Source organism: Chitinophaga fulva (assembly GCF_012927205.1).
Classification (GTDB): domain Bacteria; phylum Bacteroidota; class Bacteroidia; order Chitinophagales; family Chitinophagaceae; genus Chitinophaga; species Chitinophaga fulva.
This window is the reverse complement of sequence record NZ_JABBGC010000001.1, coordinates 2,339,190-2,359,346: the sequence shown is the minus strand read 5'-3', so window position 1 is coordinate 2,359,346 and position 20,157 is coordinate 2,339,190. Positions and strand designations below refer to the sequence as shown.

The 20,157-nt window shown below is 48.0% G+C and carries 15 protein-coding genes; 6 read left to right on the top strand and 9 right to left on the bottom strand.

Annotated elements, in window-relative coordinates; all coding sequences use genetic code 11:
• Positions 1-18 precede the first annotated feature (18 nt).
• The gene (locus HHL17_RS09860) at positions 19-1,134 is read right to left on the bottom strand and encodes a hypothetical protein (RefSeq protein WP_169224553.1); all 1,116 of its coding nucleotides are present in this window, start codon (positions 1,132-1,134) and stop codon (positions 19-21) included.
• A gap of 8 nt (positions 1,135-1,142) precedes the next feature.
• Entirely contained in the window at positions 1,143-3,422 is a 2,280-nt protein-coding gene (locus tag HHL17_RS09855) for a hypothetical protein (RefSeq protein ID WP_169224552.1), read from the bottom strand.
• Between the two features lie 443 nt (positions 3,423-3,865).
• On the opposite strand from HHL17_RS09855, the gene HHL17_RS09850 reads away from it, so the two are divergent.
• Positions 3,866-4,300, top strand: a complete 435-nt coding sequence (locus tag HHL17_RS09850; RefSeq protein ID WP_169224551.1) for a hypothetical protein — start codon at positions 3,866-3,868, stop codon at positions 4,298-4,300.
• Positions 4,301-4,337: 37 nt separating this feature from the next.
• Positions 4,338-7,232, top strand: coding sequence for an SGNH/GDSL hydrolase family protein (locus tag HHL17_RS09845; protein WP_169224550.1), 2,895 nt, complete (start codon positions 4,338-4,340; stop codon positions 7,230-7,232).
• Positions 7,233-7,305: 73 nt separating this feature from the next.
• Here HHL17_RS09845 and HHL17_RS09840 read toward each other — a convergent pair whose 3' ends face one another.
• The 4 genes from HHL17_RS09840 to HHL17_RS09825 all read right to left on the bottom strand — a co-directional run bounded on the left by HHL17_RS09840 (position 7,306) and on the right by HHL17_RS09825 (position 9,539).
• Positions 7,306-7,722, bottom strand: a complete 417-nt coding sequence (locus HHL17_RS09840; RefSeq protein ID WP_169224549.1) for a DUF433 domain-containing protein — start codon at positions 7,720-7,722, stop codon at positions 7,306-7,308.
• Positions 7,723-7,779: 57 nt separating this feature from the next.
• On the bottom strand, positions 7,780-8,295 hold the full coding sequence (locus HHL17_RS09835; protein ID WP_169224548.1) for a hypothetical protein: 516 nt from the start codon (positions 8,293-8,295) through the stop codon (positions 7,780-7,782).
• A 48-nt stretch (positions 8,296-8,343) separates the two neighbouring features.
• Entirely contained in the window at positions 8,344-8,775 is a 432-nt protein-coding gene (locus HHL17_RS09830) for a hypothetical protein (RefSeq protein WP_169224547.1), read from the bottom strand.
• 164 nt (positions 8,776-8,939) lie between these two features.
• Positions 8,940-9,539 (bottom strand): TrmH family RNA methyltransferase, encoded by a 600-nt coding sequence (locus HHL17_RS09825; protein WP_169224546.1) that lies wholly within the window; start codon positions 9,537-9,539, stop codon positions 8,940-8,942.
• 131 nt (positions 9,540-9,670) lie between these two features.
• Here HHL17_RS09825 and HHL17_RS09820 point away from each other — a divergent pair, with 131 nt between their 5' ends.
• The 4 genes from HHL17_RS09820 to HHL17_RS09810 are packed head-to-tail and all read left to right on the top strand — an operon-like array spanning position 9,671 to position 13,909.
• Positions 9,671-12,376 carry an AsmA family protein gene (locus HHL17_RS09820; protein ID WP_169224545.1) on the top strand — a complete coding sequence of 902 codons (2,706 nt, stop codon included), beginning with the start codon at positions 9,671-9,673 and terminating at the stop codon, positions 12,374-12,376.
• A gap of 9 nt (positions 12,377-12,385) precedes the next feature.
• Positions 12,386-13,309 carry a hypothetical protein gene (locus tag HHL17_RS33370; protein ID WP_206155954.1) on the top strand — a complete coding sequence of 308 codons (924 nt, stop codon included), beginning with the start codon at positions 12,386-12,388 and terminating at the stop codon, positions 13,307-13,309.
• 39 nt (positions 13,310-13,348) lie between these two features.
• Positions 13,349-13,477 carry a hypothetical protein gene (locus tag HHL17_RS33715; protein ID WP_262889028.1) on the top strand — a complete coding sequence of 43 codons (129 nt, stop codon included), beginning with the start codon at positions 13,349-13,351 and terminating at the stop codon, positions 13,475-13,477.
• Positions 13,478-13,522: 45 nt separating this feature from the next.
• Positions 13,523-13,909, top strand: a complete 387-nt coding sequence (locus HHL17_RS09810) for an SdpI family protein (RefSeq protein ID WP_169224544.1) — start codon at positions 13,523-13,525, stop codon at positions 13,907-13,909.
• Between the two features lie 209 nt (positions 13,910-14,118).
• On the opposite strand, the gene HHL17_RS09805 is transcribed toward HHL17_RS09810, so the two are convergent.
• Genes HHL17_RS09805 through HHL17_RS09795 form a run of 3 tightly spaced genes read right to left on the bottom strand, consistent with a single transcriptional unit; the run spans position 14,119 to position 19,814 of the window.
• Positions 14,119-17,295: an efflux RND transporter permease subunit gene (locus HHL17_RS09805; RefSeq protein ID WP_169224543.1), complete on the bottom strand. Its 3,177-nt coding sequence runs from the start codon at positions 17,293-17,295 to the stop codon at positions 14,119-14,121.
• Between the two features lie 29 nt (positions 17,296-17,324).
• Positions 17,325-18,461 (bottom strand): efflux RND transporter periplasmic adaptor subunit, encoded by a 1,137-nt coding sequence (locus HHL17_RS09800; RefSeq protein WP_169224542.1) that lies wholly within the window; start codon positions 18,459-18,461, stop codon positions 17,325-17,327.
• A gap of 18 nt (positions 18,462-18,479) precedes the next feature.
• Positions 18,480-19,814, bottom strand: a complete 1,335-nt coding sequence (locus tag HHL17_RS09795) for a TolC family protein (protein WP_169224541.1) — start codon at positions 19,812-19,814, stop codon at positions 18,480-18,482.
• Positions 19,815-20,157 lie beyond the last annotated feature (343 nt).

The window sequence follows — 20,157 nt, the reverse complement described above, 5'->3', positions numbered from 1 at the left end:
ATAGGTATAGGGTTCTGTTTATTCTGTTACGGTGTTTTCCTCCGGGTTATAGGTGAAATTCATCCTCCACCGCTCGTCGCGCGAGTTATGCAGTATGAGCGCATAATAAGCACCTGACTTGAGCTTGCCACTTTTACGCAACTTCAGCTCCAGCAGATTACTTCCTGGCCGCAACGACATGGTGCCGGACATGATTTCACGGTTGCCATTGTCCAGGGATATCACACTATAACGAACAGCAGGTTCACCGGTTTCATTCGTATAGGCGAAACGGAGTGTATTGCCACAATTGGTCACGACACCATCCACTTCCCTTTTCAACGACACATAAGGACTGTTATACTCAGGTAACAGGGCTTTACTGTTCAACCGGAAGGTCCATATCTCCGTTTGTGCTGCAAACTGTCGCCCGTTATATGCTTTTACTGTCCAGGCATAAGTACGGCCTGTGTCCAGCGGCACGCCGCCGGATGGATAAGCAGCGAATACCTGGCGCAAGGCAGGTGCACGATACACGGGAATATTGGACTGTATGGCTTCTGCGGCGGATTGTGTTTCTCTTACTTCTGCTACCAACAGTTCATAATTCAGATCGGTGAATAGCTGTAACGGTGCAGGCGGTATCCAGGTAAACTGTGGCAAGCGATGGTCCAGCACAGCAGCATCTGCCGGCATATTCAGCAAAGGCGGACTTAATGGTTCTACCGTAAAAGGAATGCAATCTTCTGTCGCCGGCTGCCCCGCTTTATCACCATCAATCACCACACTGTAGCAGGCCAGGTAACTGCCCGGAGACAACATCCCTTCCGGTCTTCTGTCAGTAGTCATCATCAGGTATTCATACTGCACCGGCGCAAGGTCTTTCTCCTGCAACTGGTTAGCGCCTGGGCTCAGGATAACGGTTTTGGTAACAGCTGTTAGTACCGGCTGCGTGGTATTGGCATCCGATAACCGCAGCAACACACGCACACCGGTGGACCGTGTACCTGCGTTCACCAGCACCATGTTCCATAATTGTGGTTTTACCAGCACGCCTACAGGAGGCAGCTGCACCGTCATGCTCACTTGTGCATGCAAGGTTTCCGTCAGTAGCAGGCCCATACAGATCAACAGGGCATAAATTTTTTTGGGCATACAATCAGTTAAAAGGTCCGGGTATAGGTTACTCTACCAGTATTGTTTGTGACAAGTTTTTTATTGGCTCCTGGTATAAAGCCTTTGTCTGCATATAATCCAATCTCACCGATCCAGGGTATACGAAATTTTGAATGACCGGAATATCCCAGCAGCGATAAACCATACACCGTTTGACGGTTGTATTTCATTCCACCGCCCAGCTCCAGCCAGTCCAGGACTTTCCAGCTCACATCACCACCAGCGCCGTACAGGCCATACTCCTGGTTCACCGCGGCCGACAGTTGTCCGTTCAACGTAAAACGGCCCAGGAATAGGGTTTGCGACGCCATCAGGTTTTTACTGTTGAAGTATACGAAGTTGCTGTCCGTTTGCCGGTTATAGAACTGCGAATACGACACTACGCTATTCATCTTGATACCATGCAGGCTGTAGTAATGACTGGCAGTACCCGTCAGCGTATAAAACAGGTTCTCCACAAAATGATCATCGCTCAGCTTCATCAGCTGTGATGATGGTTGATACCCGACAGTGATCACCGGCCAGTACTTTTTCCGCCAGGTAGCTTGCAGGCTTTTGAACACCGTATTACTATGATAATTGGCCGGCATCATGTACGTCACATAATCGTTCTTCCTGATAGCGGCACTAATGGTCAGTTGCCGCTTAAAAAAAGGCTGGTCAATCCGGATGTTCCAGGCTGTTTGTTTTGAGCCGGTCGTGTATAGACTGAAAGACTGAAAATCGCGCCCCATCTGTTTAAACATCCCGCTAACGTTGGTATGTGTTTTCTCCACCACGGTATTAAATTTCAGGGCATACGCTTCGTTATCGCGGGAACTGAAATTGAGCATACTATTGAAAGGAGACTCATGTGAGGAAGCCCTGGCATAATGAGGCATCGATGACTTGGCCATTTCAGCAGTGATAAAAGTAGAGCGATTCAGCCGCCACTGCCCTTCCAGCGCTATTCCCATAATGTGCTGTCCTGCGTAGGTAGCAGGATCTGCACCTTGCGTATTCATATTGTACAGGTCTTTTTTCCCTGTATAATAGGTAAGGATCACATTGTTGCCTTCTTTCATGCCGATACCTGCACGTATCAAATTCAGATACTGGCGGCTCCGGTTTTCTTTGACGATATAATTGCGGAAACGGTAATCCACCGCACCCGAGGCCACCGCCAGATAAAAGGAAGGATTGTATTCCAATTGCACACCCGTGATGCTGATATCTTTTGCTGTCAGTTCCGAATAATTCACCATCGTTCTTCCGATACCAAAAGACCGTACAGACAATAGTGTCTTGTATCCTTTGGGCAGCATGCTGTCCGGAAGGTTCATCTGGTCCAGTGCAGACACCAGCTCCTGGTTGGTTTTGCTATGGGTAATCGCATCTACGAGCGAGGCCGCCTTCTGTCCATATTTAGCATTCAGCGCACGGTATTTTGTTTCCGCCGCAGCCAGTTGCCCTGACAGCGAATCAGCTTCCTGCTGCTTTTTACGGTAATAATTTTCAAAAGAATTTTCCGGCAGCTTCTTTTTCAGGCTGTCTTTAGCCTGATCAATTTTACTTTTAAGCTTCCATTTATCCGCAATCTGATTTGGATCAACCCGCAGCTTGTTCCGCCACTGGTCTACATTTCCCAGTCCGCCGGCAATCTGTTTAACGGAGTCGGCTATACCGTAAAAGTTTCTTTCTCTTTCTTCTATCAATCGCTGTAGCTGTACCTGTGAAGACAGCCAGGCACGCAGGGAAGCAAGATTGGCGCCTGCATTGGCAATGGCCGACCGTAGTTTGTCCAGCTCTTGCAGCTGCTTCAGTTTCCTGCTGTCCCATTCTCTTGCACGGGCCAGCAGCATCTGTTTCAAATCACGGTTAGTGTATTGCAGATTGATGCCTGTAATATTTCTGAACAGGTTGGAGTTTCCCATCTGTGTGCTAAAAGCCAGATGTAATGGATACCTGTTCTTTACAGTCAGGTCTAATACGGTTTGTACAGTATGTTGGTAGATATCATGTTCCACATAAGGCGTGTCAACATTTGACTGATAAAATAAATCATAGGAGATGTTACCATGGATGGTGATCCAGGGCGCCCTGTGCTGGTCAGGCATAACCTTAACGGGCATACGTTTCCTGACCACGGGAGCAGGTATTGAATCCCGTTTTCCATAAAGTTCCACAGGCACAAAAAAGGGTGCTTTACAACCCAGCCGGAGGATAAGGTGTCCTGTATCATTCACTGCTGCGCCTTTGAACACGTTCAGTTGGGCATGTGCGGGCATGACGAACAATAAGGTAACAAACAAACAAGCCAATAAAATTTTCAAAACTCAGGTATATGTAGTCAGGATAAATCTAAACAAAAACTAAAATTTCATATTCGGTATAGTCAACAGCTCAGCTACAAATTCTGCATTTCTCTGATTGAAATCAAAGGTATATCATTTTAAATGATAACAAAATAATTTTGAAAAAACTTTTTTACTTCAGCCACTACAAGCCATTTCAAGCGAAAAGAAAAAATTATCAAAAAAATTATCATCAACATAAACGAATCTTTGTAATTTTATATCAACATGTGTATTAACCCTTGTCATTTGACCTTACCGATACCGTGAAAGAATAAGCATGATATAATTGTTTCGAAATGCCAGTTTGATTGTCGTTAGATGAATACCTATACCTGATCATCTACGCTTTATTTTTTTTATCAAAAAATTAATACATGATACGCTATTATGTAGGCGTCCTCCTGTTTGTATCCCTGCAGCAGGTAAAAGGACAGTCCAGGATGGACGTGAACAAACAAGCCGCCACCATTTCCACACAGGTGATGGTTATTCGCAACAAGACAATGAATACATCCGGTTACCTGTTCAATACAGGTGACGGGAAAACGAATTTTCAAAAAACAGGTTGCGCCATTCAGTTCACAGTTGGTACTACCGGTTTTCCTGCGAATGGGGAAAATTCGTATACCCATTCTTCTCTTGTAAAGAAGGCTGTAAAAGTGTGGCGCAACGGACTTCTCCAGAAACCGAACACACAACAGGGAATAAGCATTGACAATGCCACCGGGAAAATTGTCTTTTACCCCGCACTTGTTCAGTCCGAAAAAATATACATAGAAGCACTGGAAGATGCTGCTTTCTCTTTATAGATACCCTTTTCATTATTTCCATCTTATAAACAGCCATATGTTTAAACAAGTCCTATATATTCCCCTGCTACTCGCAGGAATAGCTACTGTTGCCCAATCCCCCCTCCGGGTTGAAAGAGACTCGGTAAAAATCACCAATGCCGAACTGGTATTAAGAAACAACACGAAGGATGTGACAGGGTATCTGTACAATACCGGTGACGGCAAAACGATGTTCAGAAAAATGGGCAGGCAAATGCAGTTCCTGGCCGGTACTTCCGGCTATCCCGCAGCCGGAGACTCTGTATACCAGGATGCCACTCTGGCCAATTACACCATCAAGGTATTGCGGAATGGTCTGTTACAATACAGGAGTAATTCCAATGGCGTTAAAATAGATGATGCCGCCGGTAAAATCACTTTCTATCCTGCTCTGCAAAACAATGATCACATATACATTGAGGCATTAGGTGGCATGGACCTTACACTCGACGGAAGCAGTGTTAATACCGGCAATCCAATTATCCCGCAGGGACTGCAACTCCGCGCGGGCGTGTTTGAAAACGCAGATAAAACCTATACCCTAAGATGGACATCCAACGCAAAAACACTGTACCTGCAACCTAAAGTAGCAGGTATCGGCTCCTCCACCCTTGCAGGTTATGGACTGGATGCTCCGGACAGGCTGGGAGACAAGATCTCGCTATGGCTGGGCAATAATACAGCCGGTTCTTCCTGGAACAATCTCGCCGTAGCGGGATATACCAGCAAAGATGTATTACCCGCAACACAGGGCGGCGTTGTTGGTCATAATATCGAAACAGCGCTGGGACTTAATCCGGATTTTATTTTTGTATCGTTGCCGTCGAACGATCCCGCCGCCAACATATCCGTTAACCAGAGCATTGCCAACTTAAAAAACATTGACAACCTTGCTCAGGCCCGCGGAATACCGGTATTTTTCGAAACCACACAACCACGCACCAGCTATACTGCCCCACAACAGGACATGTTAAGACAGTTGGCAGACAGTATCAGAACCATCTGGCCCAATCGTTTTGTGGAAGGCTATAATGATGTGGCAGATCCGGCCGCCACGGGAAATATTCTCAGCAAATATGACAAAGGTGATGGGATACATCTCAACAGTGCCGGCAACCAACTTATCGCTGCCCGGCTTTTTGACAAATGGATGGAGTTCTTTCAGTCTGTAAGAGGTGTTAAAAGATATGTTATCGATTCTTCACTGGATAAAACCAGCTGGTCGCAGTTTGCTGTAGAACAGGATGCCAACATTGTCAAACGGTCCTTTATACGCTATAACCAGGCAAAACAATATTTCCGGGTGAAAGCAGAATTACAGGATGGCAGCTATTCTCCCTTCTCCAGCATAGCAGTACTGGACGAAAAAACAACGCCCACCAATCCCGGTGTGGATGACTATAACTACCGCCTGCTGGTAGATTTGGGTGGTGATGGCCTTATCACACTCAACGGATCAGGTAAGGCGGATGGCAAACCTACTCCGTCACCAGATGGTTCCGGTAAATACTGGAACAACTGGTACGGTATAGGAGATGTAACCGGTTTTGCTGACAAATCATCCATTGCAGCACTCAAAACCACTACCAATGCAGCGACCAAAATGAGCATGCAGATCATTGGGCTGCCACAAGGCACTTTCGGTTCATCAGCAACCAAATCCATCAACTACAATGGCTTCAACGTGCCCGTAGGTGATTACCCCATGGAAGCGGTATATGACAACATGTTCCTTCATTCGTCTATCAACCCCAATGGCATCACCCTGCGGATAAAAGGTCTCGTTAAAACAAATACTTATTACATCAAACTATGGGGCGCCCGTCTGGATGATGCCTCCACGACACCGCGCATCCTGCAGGCAAAACTGGGCGATGCTGCCTGGGAAACAGCACTGTCCGCAGATATGCGGTATGCCACCACCGCAACACCGGATTACAACCGGGCCATTACCTTCAACCAGGTTAAAGGACTGGACTCCGTGGACATCGTGCTGAGAGTAGGTGCAGGTAGCACTTTCGCGCACCTCAGCCTTGTCGATATTGGCGTGATGGGAACATTACCCATACTACCGCAGCTGAAGCTGACAGATACCACTACCTTACTTTCAACGATGCAGCTGACTGCCGTTCCTGTGAACAATGCCCAGATCACTTCTTATCAATGGAGCCAGGTATCCGGCCCCAACACAGCAACGATCAGCAATGGTAATACCGCGTCTGCAAGTTTCTCCGGGCTGACAAATGGCACCTTCGTGTTCAAAGTTACCGGTACCACTGCTGAAGGTGAGGCGCTGATCGCGCAATCTACAGTTAAGGTGTTCCCTAACAACAACGGCAAAAAGACCTTACGGGCACACTTCAGTAAAACTGCAGTCACCCCTATTCCGGGATGGTTTAACGTCACCTATCCCACAGGAGGTCTGCATATTGTTGCCACAGACCCTTCCACCAACTGGACCATTGACAACGTAAGCGGCGCCACTACATACTGGTCAGTATTGGGTGGCAACCAGGCTTCCGATGTGGACGGTACCTCTACCAATAACAACAGCGGCGTGATACCGGATATTGCGCTAAAATCCTTCTGGTTCAACTACAGCTTAAGATATACGCCAGGCATGGACAACCTCCTGCTCAAAGGACTGAACCCTTCCAAAACGTATACCCTTAAACTGTATGCTGCCCGCAATAGCGCTACCAATACCGACGGCAAAGCAAAATATGGTGTATGGCGTATCAATGGCGGTAGCGAACAATTACTAAACGCATTGGACAACACTTCCAATGAAATAGTGATCACTAATGTAACACCGGATGCCAATGGAATTATCAGGCTGTCTGTACATTCCACTACAACAACATACGGCGACTTCTCAATACTGAATGCACTGATATTGCAGGAGAATTAATAACGAACTGTTTCTAAAAAAGGAGGCCCCGTTCTATAAAGAACGGGGCCTCCTTTTTTTTAGTTTTGGGTAATTATTCATCCAGTCGTCTGTTTACCTCTTCTGCCAGCACCCACCCCATCACTCCGGCTTCTGCCTTTTCCTGCTCATCCAGCGAGCCAAGGAAAATAACCTGACGGTCTTTTGAGAAGGTTATACCATCGATCTCCTCATAATCATCCCGGTTGAAATCATCGCCATCTGCGATCGTTCTCAGTATGCAGCCGTCGCAATACTGCTCCCATTCATATTCGATAGCGCCGCAACGTCTATCCATACAGTAATCCACTGCGGCACTCAATTCATCCCGCGACAATTCAAACTCGTTTAAATAAGAGGTAATATCATCAGTATGGGCAGCATATGATACTACGTTAAAAACAGTTAGCCTTCTGCCATTGACAGTAGGCTGTCCGAATCCGATATTTGCTTTTCTTGTAATAATGTTCATAGAAACTATCAATATTAACAATGCCGCATATCTGGTTTCCCTAAGCCAGGAATCTAGTTAGTCCTTACTGAAATCTATTCTGGTTAGCTCATGTGAGTCCCATAGTGATCTGATGGAAAAAAATCCATAGTCCCCTTGGGCTTTCTCCCCAAAAGCATAGTACAACCGCAATCCGTTATTCAGCTGAATACAAAGGGTTTGCAGATATACCCGTTGTCCATCAAACTCCCAATCAATATTTAAGTCCGTAAGTATTGTTAACAACCGCTCCAAAGAGGTATCTTCATTGATACTTTCCCAGTGGTCATACCATTGTAGTCCTATATCCACCTGCTTATTCTCCTCCAGATCCAATTTGAGTTCAAAACAAACATCTTTCTTATCGAAGAGAGCAGACAGCATTTGACCATCTTTCATCTCCAGTATGTAGTGACTAAGATCAGGCGTATCGATGTAAACATCATTCAAAGGGTGTCCTAACCGGCTTTCCACGTCTTGTTTAGTAAGGCCAACTTTTAGGTCTCCATAAAACACTCCCTGGCGAATAAGGGTATTTAATGCTACTTTGTTCATACTTCTTTTATGTAGTATTCCTTCATTTCCTCCAACTTCAACCCGACGCTACCGGACAAACAATCCTATCTTTCTTACTTCTTCCCATATTGTATCTTCCTGTGCAACACCATTTACATACATATAATAGTCATAACCAAATCTGACACATAATTCAGCGGCTCCTATAACATGTATCTCATACCAAACATACTCTCTCAGTACTAATTGCATCAAACCTGAAAGAGCATCCATCGGGAACATACCACCTTCCTGAATAACGTGATACAATTCCAATAAATCACCGGATAGATTTTCGGGAGTATACTTCTCTACCTTTTGGACCTGTATTTCCCGCTGAAGACCCGAGTTTAAAATACACTGTACAGCATAAATGTAACGCCGTTCTGTTTGCAGGTATTCATCCAGCAACAGCGCTACCCCGTTAAACAGCTTACCGATATCGCTAAACGATGTCCAGTCACCACTATAATCTCTCATCGGATCATATTTGGTAACGCTAACGGCATTATATCTCCAGTTATCCACCAATTATAAAATTATTTACCCGGGAAGGTACATTTAGGAATAAACAGTTAACAACACACTCATTCAGTACAGGCATCTACAAGGTACAGCAATTTTCAACACAAAAAAGGAGGGGGTTATTCCCCCTCCTTCTCTATCTGATACCCCCACTGTTCCGCGAGGGCGTTATATTGTTCAGGGGGTAGGCCCGGCTTATCATAATGGCCGGCCAGTGTTTTCTGACGCATGGCTTCATAGATACTGACAGCACAGGCCACGGATATGTTCAGCGACTTGATAATGCCCATTTGCGGGATGATGAAATTCCCGTCTGACAGGGACCTTATCTTTTCACTGACGCCCATTTGTTCATTTCCGAATACCAGCGCCACAGAGCCGGTAAAGTCGATATCATAAAGACTGATAGCGTCTGTTGTCAGATGGGTGGTATATATCCTGTCGTATTTGGCACGCAGCGCGGCCACACATTCGGCTACATTGTCAAACTGATGGATAGTAAGCCACATAGCAGCACTGCTGCTGCTTCGGTGCCCCCACTTCTTTTGGCGCGGGGCCATGGTAGTGATAACATACACATCCTGGATGCCCACGGCATCGCAGGTACGTAATACGGCAGAAACGTTATGCGGGTCCTGCACATCTTCCAATACAACGGTTAAATTGGCTTGCCGCCTGTTCAGGGTGGTCAATAACCGCTCCTTCCTTTCTGGTGTCATACGTCTGATATTTTCGCGAATACCGCAAAAATAGTAAAAATGACAGGAAGCGGCCAGGTTACCTCACCGAAGGCTTTGCTCCTTTCCCGGAAAAAACTACCTTCACATTCATAAAAATCAAAAGATAACCTATGCTCAAAAAAATCCTGAAGATTGTAGCGGTTACACTGGTAGTACTCATTCTGGCAGCCATCGCCATTCCTTATTTTTTTAAGGACAAGATCATTGCCAAAGTGAAAACAGAACTCAATAAACACCTGACAGCTAAAGTAGACTTTAAAGACGTGGATATCAGCCTGTTCCGGCATTTTCCACGGCTGGCGGTGGGACTGGACGAGCTCCAGGTAACCGGTACGGGCGAATTTGAAGGAGATACCCTGCTGGCAGTAAAACAAATAGATGTAGCCCTCGATCTGATGAGTGTCATCAATGGCGGCAAAATGGACATCTATAACGTAGCCCTCATCAACCCACGCATATACGCTGTTGTGCATAAAAACGGTGCGGCCAACTGGAACATCACCAAACCGGATACTGCCCAGGCCAAGCCGGCAGATACCAGCAAGACTACTTTTGCCCTGAGCCTCCAGCAATATAAAATTGAAGATGCGCTGATCAACTACGATGACCAACAGGGCAATATGCAGCTGATCATCGACGGACTTACCCATCAGGGGAAAGGAGACTTCACACAAGACCAGTTCACCCTGTCTACCAGCACCAAAGCGGACGGCATCACTTTCCGCTATGGCCCTATCCCTTATCTCTCCAGTGTAAAAACTAAACTGGACGCTGATATCCAGATAGATAATACCACCAGCACGTATACACTGAAAGCAGGTAAAGCAGCGCTCAACAACCTCGAAGTGGCCCTGCAAGGCTTCTTTAAGCTGGTCAATGATTCCACTTACGGCATGGACCTGAGCTTTAAAGCACCTTCCACCAACTTCAAAGACCTGCTGTCCCTCGTTCCGGCCGTCTACAAAGCTGATTTCGATAAAATCAAAACCAGCGGCAGTGCTGCTTTCGGCGGCTACGTAAAAGGCAACTACTCTCCCAAACAGATGCCTGCCTTCGGACTGGACCTCAACGTAAAAGATGGTTTCTTCCAATATCCTGACCTGCCCAAACCGGTAAAAAATATCCAGATAGCGATGAAAGTCAGCAACCCCGACGGGGTGCCCGACCATACCATAGTGGATATGCCTACCGCGCACCTGGAAATGGACAATACGCCGCTGGACCTGCGCCTGCTGGTTAAAACACCGGTATCCGATATGTACCTGGATGGCGCCGCCAAAGGCAAAATAGACCTGTCTAAAGTCACCCAGTTCGTGAAACTGGGAACAGGCACCACCCTCAACGGCCTCCTCGATGCTGACATATCCGCCAAAGGCAATATGAGCGCCATCGAAAAACAACAATACGACCGCTTCTATGCCGCCGGTACCCTACAACTCAGCAATATGCTGTATAAAAGCCAGGACTATCCCGATGGCGTCAACGTAAAAAACCTTTTCCTCCAGTTCAATCCCAAAAACGTGACCGTGAAAGAACTGAGCGGTCAATACCTGGGCACCAACTTCGACGCTAACGGTGAAGTGAATAACCTGCTCGCATACACGTTTAAAAACGCTCCCCTTGACGGTAAACTGAACTTCAAAGCCGACCAGGTGAATGTGAATAAATTCATGGGCTCTACCGGCACTGCCGCTGCCAGCACCACCAAAGCCCCGGCTAAAGTGGATTCCGCTGCTATGATGCCGTTCGCTGTACCTGCCAATCTGAACATCAGCCTGCAAACAGCAGTAGGCAAAGTGCTGTATGATAAAGCTGAACTGAACAACGTTACCGGCACCCTGCTGCTGAAAGATGAAACCCTGACCATGCAACAGCTGAAAGCCAACGCACTGCAAGGCACCATGGAAATCAACGGCAGCTACAGCACTAAAAACAGCAAAACCAATCCGGACGTTAACATCGCTTATGATGTACAGAACCTCGACGTGCAACAGACTTTCAACACCTTCAACACGGTGCAAAAACTGATGCCCATCGGTAAATTCCTCTCCGGCAAAATCACCTCACAGCTGAAAATGCAGGGTAAACTGGGCAAAGACATGAGCCCCGTGCTCAATACCCTCACAGGCGACGGTAACCTGCTGCTGATACAAGGTTTCCTGAAACAATTCGCACCAGTGGATCAACTGGCTAACACGCTTAATGTTTCCCAGCTGAAAGACATCTCCCTGCGGGATATCAAAAACTATTTCGCCTTTGAAAACGGCCGCGTCAAAGTGAATCCGTTCAAAGTGGCTGTCAACGGCGTTACCATGAACATCGCCGGTTCACACGGCTTCGACCAGTCGCTCGATTATACCCTGCAACTGGCGCTGCCACGCAGCCTCATGGGCGCCGCGGGCAACAGCCTGGTGAACAACCTCGTGTCACAGGCACAGAACAAAGGCATCCCCGTTAACCTGGGCGACAGCGTTCACCTGCAGGTGCTCATGGCTGGTAACATCATGAAACCATCCCTGAAAACAGATCTGAAAGAAAGCGCCAACAACCTGAAAAACCAGGCCACTGAACTGGTGAAAAATAAAATAGATACGGTGAAAAACGTGGTGCGCGATTCCGTGAAGCAGATCAAAAACAATGCTGTCAACGCATTAAAAGATGAACTTAAAAATCAGTTAAGCGGTAAAAAAGACTCTGCCCACACCGGTGGCAAACCACTGGAAAACGTAGGCAAACAAGCCGGAGAATCCGTGAAAAACACGCTCAACGGCCTGTTTGGTAAGAAAAAACCAGCAGCTGATTCTACCAAACAATAGTAATATACCATGAAAAAACTCATCCTGTTTTGTCCCATCCTGTTAATGGCCATAACTGGCAAAGCCCAGGTAGCTTCCAGTGTAGCCGTTCAGGATACCCGAAATGACAATGAAGTACCGATTCAGTTTAACAGAACGGTGCGCTTTGACTTTAAAGACAGAGCCGCCGTCAATGTACCCGGCACCGGTAGTTTCTCCGGCATGATGACCTTTGCGCCCTGGGGAGATGCCTCCGGCGATAAATCTCATCAGCTGAATTTCAATAACGGCGGCATTTACTACCGGCAAGGTGCCATAGGCGCTAACTGGGAAACGTGGCGCAAACTGATCATGGAAGATGTTGATGGCCGCGTACGCACAGACAAAGAAGTCTCCATTACCAAAGGTGGCGGCTGCCTCTTCCTGAATGCCGGCTCACTGGACCATGCCTATATGGCCTTCTATGCCAGTTCACAGGCTTCAGGGCAGCGTAGCGGCTGGTTTGGTTATGGCAGTGCAGGCAATCCCCATATCACCCTGGCAAACGAAAGGGCAGGCGGTGCTATCCTGCTGGCTACCAACGGCGGTAACGTGGGCATCGATGCGTCTGCTACGGAAAAACTGACCGTAGGTGGCGGTATTAAAGCCAAAAAAGTAAAGGTGACCATCACAGACTGGCCCGATTACGTTTTCAGTCCCGGCTATACGTTGCCTACATTACAAGCAGTAGAACAATATATCGCCCAACATCAACACCTTCCGGATATACCTTCTGCCAAAGAAGTGGAAACAGACGGACTGGATGTGGGAGAAATGAACAAAAAGCTGTTACAGAAAGTAGAAGAATTAACCCTTCACCTGATTGAACAGCAAAAGACGATTCAATCCCAACAGGCTGCCATAGGGCAATTGAGCACGGAACTGCAATCGATCAAACAACAACTGAAACACTAATTATCCATAAAAGCTCCTGAGCATATCAGGAGCTTTTTTTTGTTACTTATAAATATTTCTATCGAAAAATTTGTACTGGCATTAAGGAATGCGCCGCTGGAAATCAGGGAATGGTGTGAAGTCAACAATATCCCCTTTCTGGGCTATGATCCCAATGCCTATTTCTGATAACTGTATTTTTTTCGTAACTTATAGTAACCAAACCCCACTCCCATGTTCATGAATTTCGTGCATTCTACCTACTGTAATGCAGCTATTTTCGCTGGGATAATCTTCGTCTTCATGGGGTATTTTATCCGGCGCTACCCTCCTAAAAGCAGCAAATCGTGGTACGGCTATCGTAGTGCCCTGGCCACCCGCAGCCCTGAAATGTGGCAGGCCGCCAATCAGCACGCCGCTTATATTTCCAGGCGCATTGGTATCATCCTGATACCTACTGGTCTCGCCTGCGCGCTCTTCTTCGACAGCCAGACTGACTGGTTTTGGTACATCACCGTAGGTTCGGTGGTAACAGGCGCCATGTACATGGTCGGTTATACCGAATGGCGGCTCCAGCAAATAGAACCTGAATCCCCGGGAGATATTAATGACAACCTGTAACTGTGATGGCCATGATTGTTGCTGATTCTCCTGATTCACGAAGATCACATGATAGATCAACAAAACAGAATCAATCAATATAGCCATCCAATAAAACTATAAAAAAGCCCCCATTGATATCAAATCAATGGGGGCAACTATATGCACTTACTACTTTTAAAATCGCTTTGATCTCCCTGAATCAGGAGAATCAGCAATAATCATGGCCATCACAGTTGTATGTCATGTTCAGGCACTGCCTGGTAGTTCTCCTTCATTTTCTTCAGTTTCTCTTTACCATATGCCAGTCGGGTGATGACTACATACAGCACCGGTACAATGAAGATAGCGAGGAAGGTAGCGGTAAACATACCACCCAGTACCGTCCAGCCCATGGTTTTACGGGCTTCGGCGCCGGCGCCGGAAGATAATACCAGCGGCATGATACCGAGCAGGAACGCCAGCGATGTCATGATGATCGGGCGCAGACGCAGCTTGGCAGCTTCCACGGCGGCCGTCACCAGGTCCATGCCTCTGTCCACACGCTCTTTGGCAAACTCTACGATCAGGATGGCGTTTTTAGCCGACAGACCGATGAGCGTGATCAGACCGATCTGCGCATATACGTTGTTGCTCAGTTTAGGCAGGAACGTGAGTACCGTGATCGCTCCAAACGCACCGATAGGTACCGCCAGCAGTACGGAGAACGGAACCGACCAGCTTTCATACAGCGCTGCAAGGAACAGGAACACGAAGATGATGGATAACGCGAAGATATATACGGTTTTGGAACCGGATAATATCTCCTCACGGCTCAGACCGGAGAACTCATAACCATACCCTTCCGGCAATACCTGGGCAGCCACTTCTTTCAGGGCCTTGATAGCGTCACCGCTACTATAGCCAGGAGCCGGGTTACCGTTGACTTCCGCGGAGCGGAACAGGTTATAGTGGGAGATCACCGGCGCGTTCTCGATCACTTTGTAAGAGGTGAGCGCGCTCAGCGGCACCATGGCGCCGGAACTGTTACGCACATAAAACTGACCAAGGTTCTTGATATCTCCGCGATAGGAGGAGTCTGCCTGTGTTACCACACGGAAGTTACGGCCATATACGGTGAAGTCGTTGATATAAGCACTACCCATATAAGTCTGTAAAGCGGTGGCAATATCGGAGATCTTCACACCCATTTTCTTCGCTTTTTCACGGTCTATGTCCAGCTGATAACCGGGCGTACGTGCGGTGAAGAAAGAGAAGGCACGTGCTATCTCCGGCCGTTGGTTAACAGCGCCCACAAACTGCTGCAACACCCGTTCAAAGGCTTTGATATCGCCGCTTCCGCGCTGTTGCAATACGAAGGAGAAACCGGCAGTCTGGCCCAGACCAGGGATCGCCGGCGGCGGAATCACCACCACATTGGCTTCCTTGTATTTGCTGAGTTTTTTCTGCACGGCAGCTACCATTCCGAAAATTTGAAGGGAATCTGCTTTACGCTCGCTCCATGGCTTCAGGGAACAGAAGATAGTGGCACTGTTGGATTTGGTGGAGAAGTTCACCGCATTCAGGCCACCCAGCGCCGCATAGTGATTGATACCCGGCATGGCGTCGAGGTCTTTCATCATCTGGCTCATCACGGCCACTGTACGCTCTGTGGAAGATGATTCCGGCAGGTCGAAAGTAATGATCAAACGGCCTTCATCTTCTGTAGGGATAAAGCCGGACGGTTTGGCTTTGAATAACATCACCGTACCTACGAAGATGCAAAGCAGCAGGATGATGCCGAAACGGGCATACCGGATGCTCTTTTTTACACCCATAGAGTAACGGGAAGTAGTATGACCAAACCAGCGGTTGAATTTATAGAAGAACTTGTTGAGGCCTTTGGAATCTTTATCGAGATGCATAGGCTTCAGCAGCAGCATACACAGCGCCGGCGTGAGCGACAACGCCACGAAAGCGGAGATCAATACGGAGATGGCGATGGTGATAGCGAACTGCTGATACAAACGTCCTACGATGCCCGGGATAAATCCTACCGGCACAAATACCGCCGCCAGGATCAGCGCGATGGCGATCACCGGCCCGGAGATCTCTTTCATGGCCTGTATGGTGGCCTCTTTCGGCGACATCTTCTCGTGGTCGATGTTATGCTGCACCGCCTCCACCACCACGATGGCATCATCCACCACAATACCGATCGCCAGTACGAAACCAAACAGCGTCAGGGTATTGATGGTAAAGCCCAGCGGGATGAAGAAGATAAACGTGGCGATGATAGACACCGGGATAGCCAGGATCGGGATGATGGTAGCTCTCCAGCTCTGGAGGAACAGGAACACCACGATCACTACCAGTATCAGGGCTTCTACCAGTGTATGCAACACTTCTTCGATAGACACTTTCACCACAGACACTGATTCGAACGGTACCACGTAATCCACATCGTTGGGGAACTGTTTCTTCAGCTGCTCCATCGCTTCTGTTACGTTAGCGGCTGTTTCCAGCGCGTTGCTGCCGGGAGCCTGATATACCAGGAGGTAGGCGGCACGTTTGCCATCTACGAAGTTGTTACCGGAGTAGTTGAACTTACCCAGCTGAATACGGGCCACATCTTTCAGATATACCAGGGAACCGTCGTTCGGGCGGGTTTTGACAATGATATTGCCAAATTCCTCCGCTGAAGTCAGACGGCCTTTGGTGAAGATATTGTATTCAAAAGTCTGACCTGTCTGTTGCGGTGGCGCACCTACGGAACCAGCGGTGATCTGCGCGTTCTGTTCGGCCAGCGCTGCACGGATGTCTTCGGCGGTAACGCCCATCTGTGCCAGCTTGTCGGGCTTCAGCCAGATACGCATACTGAAGTCATCCGCACGGGTGAAGATATCACCCACACCTTTCGCACGCAGCAACGCGTCTTTTACATACACGTTGGTATAGTTGTCGAGGAAGGTGATATCGTGTGTGCCTTTAGGTGAGTACAACGCTACCAGCATCAGGATGCTGGGGTTACGCTTTCTAACGGTGAGACCTAAACGCTGTACTTCCTGTGGCAGGGTAGGCTGTGCAATACCTACACGGTTCTGCACATCCAGAGCGGCGATGTTGATATCGGTACCTACTTCAAAGTTGACCGTCATACTCATCTGACCACTACTCGTATTGTTGGTGGAGATGTAGGTCATACCGGGGGTACCGTTTACCTGCACTTCCACGGGCGTGGCCACCGTTTGTTCTACCGTTTGCGCGTCAGCACCGGTATAGTTACCGGTCACCTGCACGGTAGGGGGCGAGATCTCAGGATACTGCCCTATGGGCAGGTTCATCATCGCCAGTATCCCAACCAGCACCAGTACAATAGAGATCACTATTGCGGTCACCGGCCTTTTTATAAAAGTATCTGCAATCATGAGTTTCTGCTGTTGATTCTACTAATAAACTATTTCTTCTGCGGTGCGCCCTGTGCGGGTGGCATTCCTATCTGTATCCGGCCGCTGTCACGCAGACGCTGGAAACCTTCTGTGATCACTTTGTCGCCCACCTGGACACCGTCCATGATCACGATCTTATCAGCAATCTTAGGCCCGAGGTGAACTTTCTGCTGTACTGCGATGGTATCTTTTGCTACGAACACAAAGTATTCACCCATTTGTTCGGTAACAGCTTTGTACGGCAGCAGCAGGCGATGACCGGATTGCTCGTTGAGCACCTGTAATACGCAGCTCATACCATCTTTCAGTTGATTCTCCGGGTTGGTGAATTCAATCCTCACTTTCACGGTAGCGGTCTGGTTGTCCACGCCACGGTCGATGGCCAGTATACGGCCGCCATGCTGGTACATAGTGCCATCAGGCAGTTGCAGTCGGAAAGTGGAATCACCGCTGCTGATGCTTTTACCCTGCATGGCAGCGAAGCGGGAAAGGTCTGTTTCGTTGATCACGAAATCCACCGCGATCGGGTTTTCACTGGAAATGGTATTCAGCAGGGTGCTACCAGGACTAACCTGTGCGCCCAGCCTCACCTGGGAAATACCAATACGGCCGGTGAACGGCGCTTTCACGAGGGAATAGTCCAGGTCAGTGCGCACCGCGGCCAAATTGGCTTCTGCGGCGGCGAGCGCGCTGCGCGTGGTTTCCAGCGTGGCTTCTGCATTATCCAGTATCTGACGGGCTACCGCATCCTGTTCAGCGAGGCGTTTGTAACGTTCGTCATCTTTTTTGGCCCTGTTATAATTGGCCTTCGCGCTGGCGATATTGGCTTCTGCCTGAAGATAGGCAGCCTGATATTTGCGGCGGTCTATTTCATACAAAGGTTTCCCCTGCTGCACAACTTCTCCATCCTTAAAGAAAATACCGGTGATAAAACCTGCTACCTGGGAACGCAGCTCTACATTGTTCAGTGCGGTGACGGTAGCGGGGAATTTATCATAATAAACGGCCGGCGCTTCGGATGCCTCCGTAATATTAACCGATGTAGGGGGCATGGCTGGCGCTCCTTTCTGGGCAGGCCCTTTACAGGCGGCGAAGCCCAACAGGCCGGTAGCGCTGATTAAGACAAAGTGGTTCATTTTTTTCATATCCGATCCGGTTACCATTTAATAATTAGCAGTTAAGGTTCCTAATGCTTTTTGCAGGTCTATCTTGCTGGACAGCACCTGGTACATAGCGTTGTAATAACTCAGCTGCGCTGTGCGCAGGTCTGTTTCTGAAATCAGCACGTCCAGGTATGTCTTGATGCCTTCCTTGTATTGCAGTTGCAGCATGTTATAGACATCCTGTGCCATCGCCACGTTATCTTTCAAAGTGTTGAAGTCGTTCAGGTTACTTTTATAAGCAGCCATCGCCTGCGCATACTGTGTGTTGATCTGGTTCTTCAGGGTAGCGAAATCCCAGTCAACGCGCTGTAGCTGCAGCTCGGCCATTTTGATATTATGTATCCGTTTGCCGCCCTGGAAAATAGGGAGCGACAGTTTCAGTCCCAGCAGGGAGTTGGGATAATCGGTGTTGTACAATTTGCTGAAGGTCTGGTTCTGCCAGACGAAGTTGTAATTCACAAACGCTGACACAGAAGGCAGGAAGCTCCATTTATTGTATTGCAGGTTGGCTTTCTGCAGGCTCTGTTGTGTTTGCAGCTGTTGATATTCGATCCTGTTCTGATAGTTGGCGGTAAGGGAGGTATCGGCTCCTGTCACCAGCTGCACCATCTGTGCAGTATCATATACCAACGGTACGTTACCGGCGCTTTCCGGATAGCCCATCAGTTGTTTCAGGTAGACTTGTTTTGCGATGAGCAGCTCACGGGCAGATTTCTGCTGTGCACGCGCATTGTTCAGCGAGATGGTAGCGCGTTTAAAGTCGATCTTGTCTACCGTGCCACTCTCATACTGGTTACGGGCATCTTTAAGGCTGCGTTCCAGCCGGATGATGTCTTCATCCAATACCTGTATCTGCTGGCTGGTCAGCAGGATGTCGTAATACGCTTTGCTCACATCGGCCACCACGTCAATCTGATTGCGGACGGTGTTCTGTTTGCTTTGTTTTCGTACAGCCTTGGCCGTATTAGAGGCCAGCAGCAGGTCGCGGGTAAAGATGTTCTGGTTAAGCCCAAATCCGGCGTTGGAAGTGTTGGCAACGCCTACTTTGGTAGGATTACCACCAAAAATGGAGGTGGGCAGTTCCATGTAATGCTGGATGTTATAGTCCAGGTTGATCTGAGGGTACCAGTCGGCCAGCTTGCTTTTGACGGTCCGGTCGGTGATGGCTTCATCGATCTGTGATTGTTTCAACACAGGCTGATGACCTAGTGCATACCGGATACAATCCTGCAGCGTGGCGCTGGTTAAAACAGAATCAGCAGGTTGCTGCGCATACAGCGGTGGCGATAACATTATCCCACAGGCAGCAGCCAAAAAGTAAAATGCTCTTTTCATAAAAGGCTTTTGACATTCAGTTCTTCATTGTACCAATCGTGAGCATGAGGCATCAGCAGGTAAACCTGCTATGGGCGTTCATGCTCCATTAATGCTAAAGATTTCCTCTGCACATAGTCAGACATAACAGTAATGACCACGACATGCTGCAATCGCAGGAAAACAGGTAGGCTTGATAAAATTGCTGGTTATTCAGGTTATACCGTGGCATAGTCCACAGGCAGGTTTGACCTTTGAACAACATCCAATAACAGCGAAGTAGGTAGCGTAACAGTTGATCTGTTACTTAGGTAAAATTAAAATTGAGGCGCTAAGATAACCTTCTCTAAACAAAAATCCACCC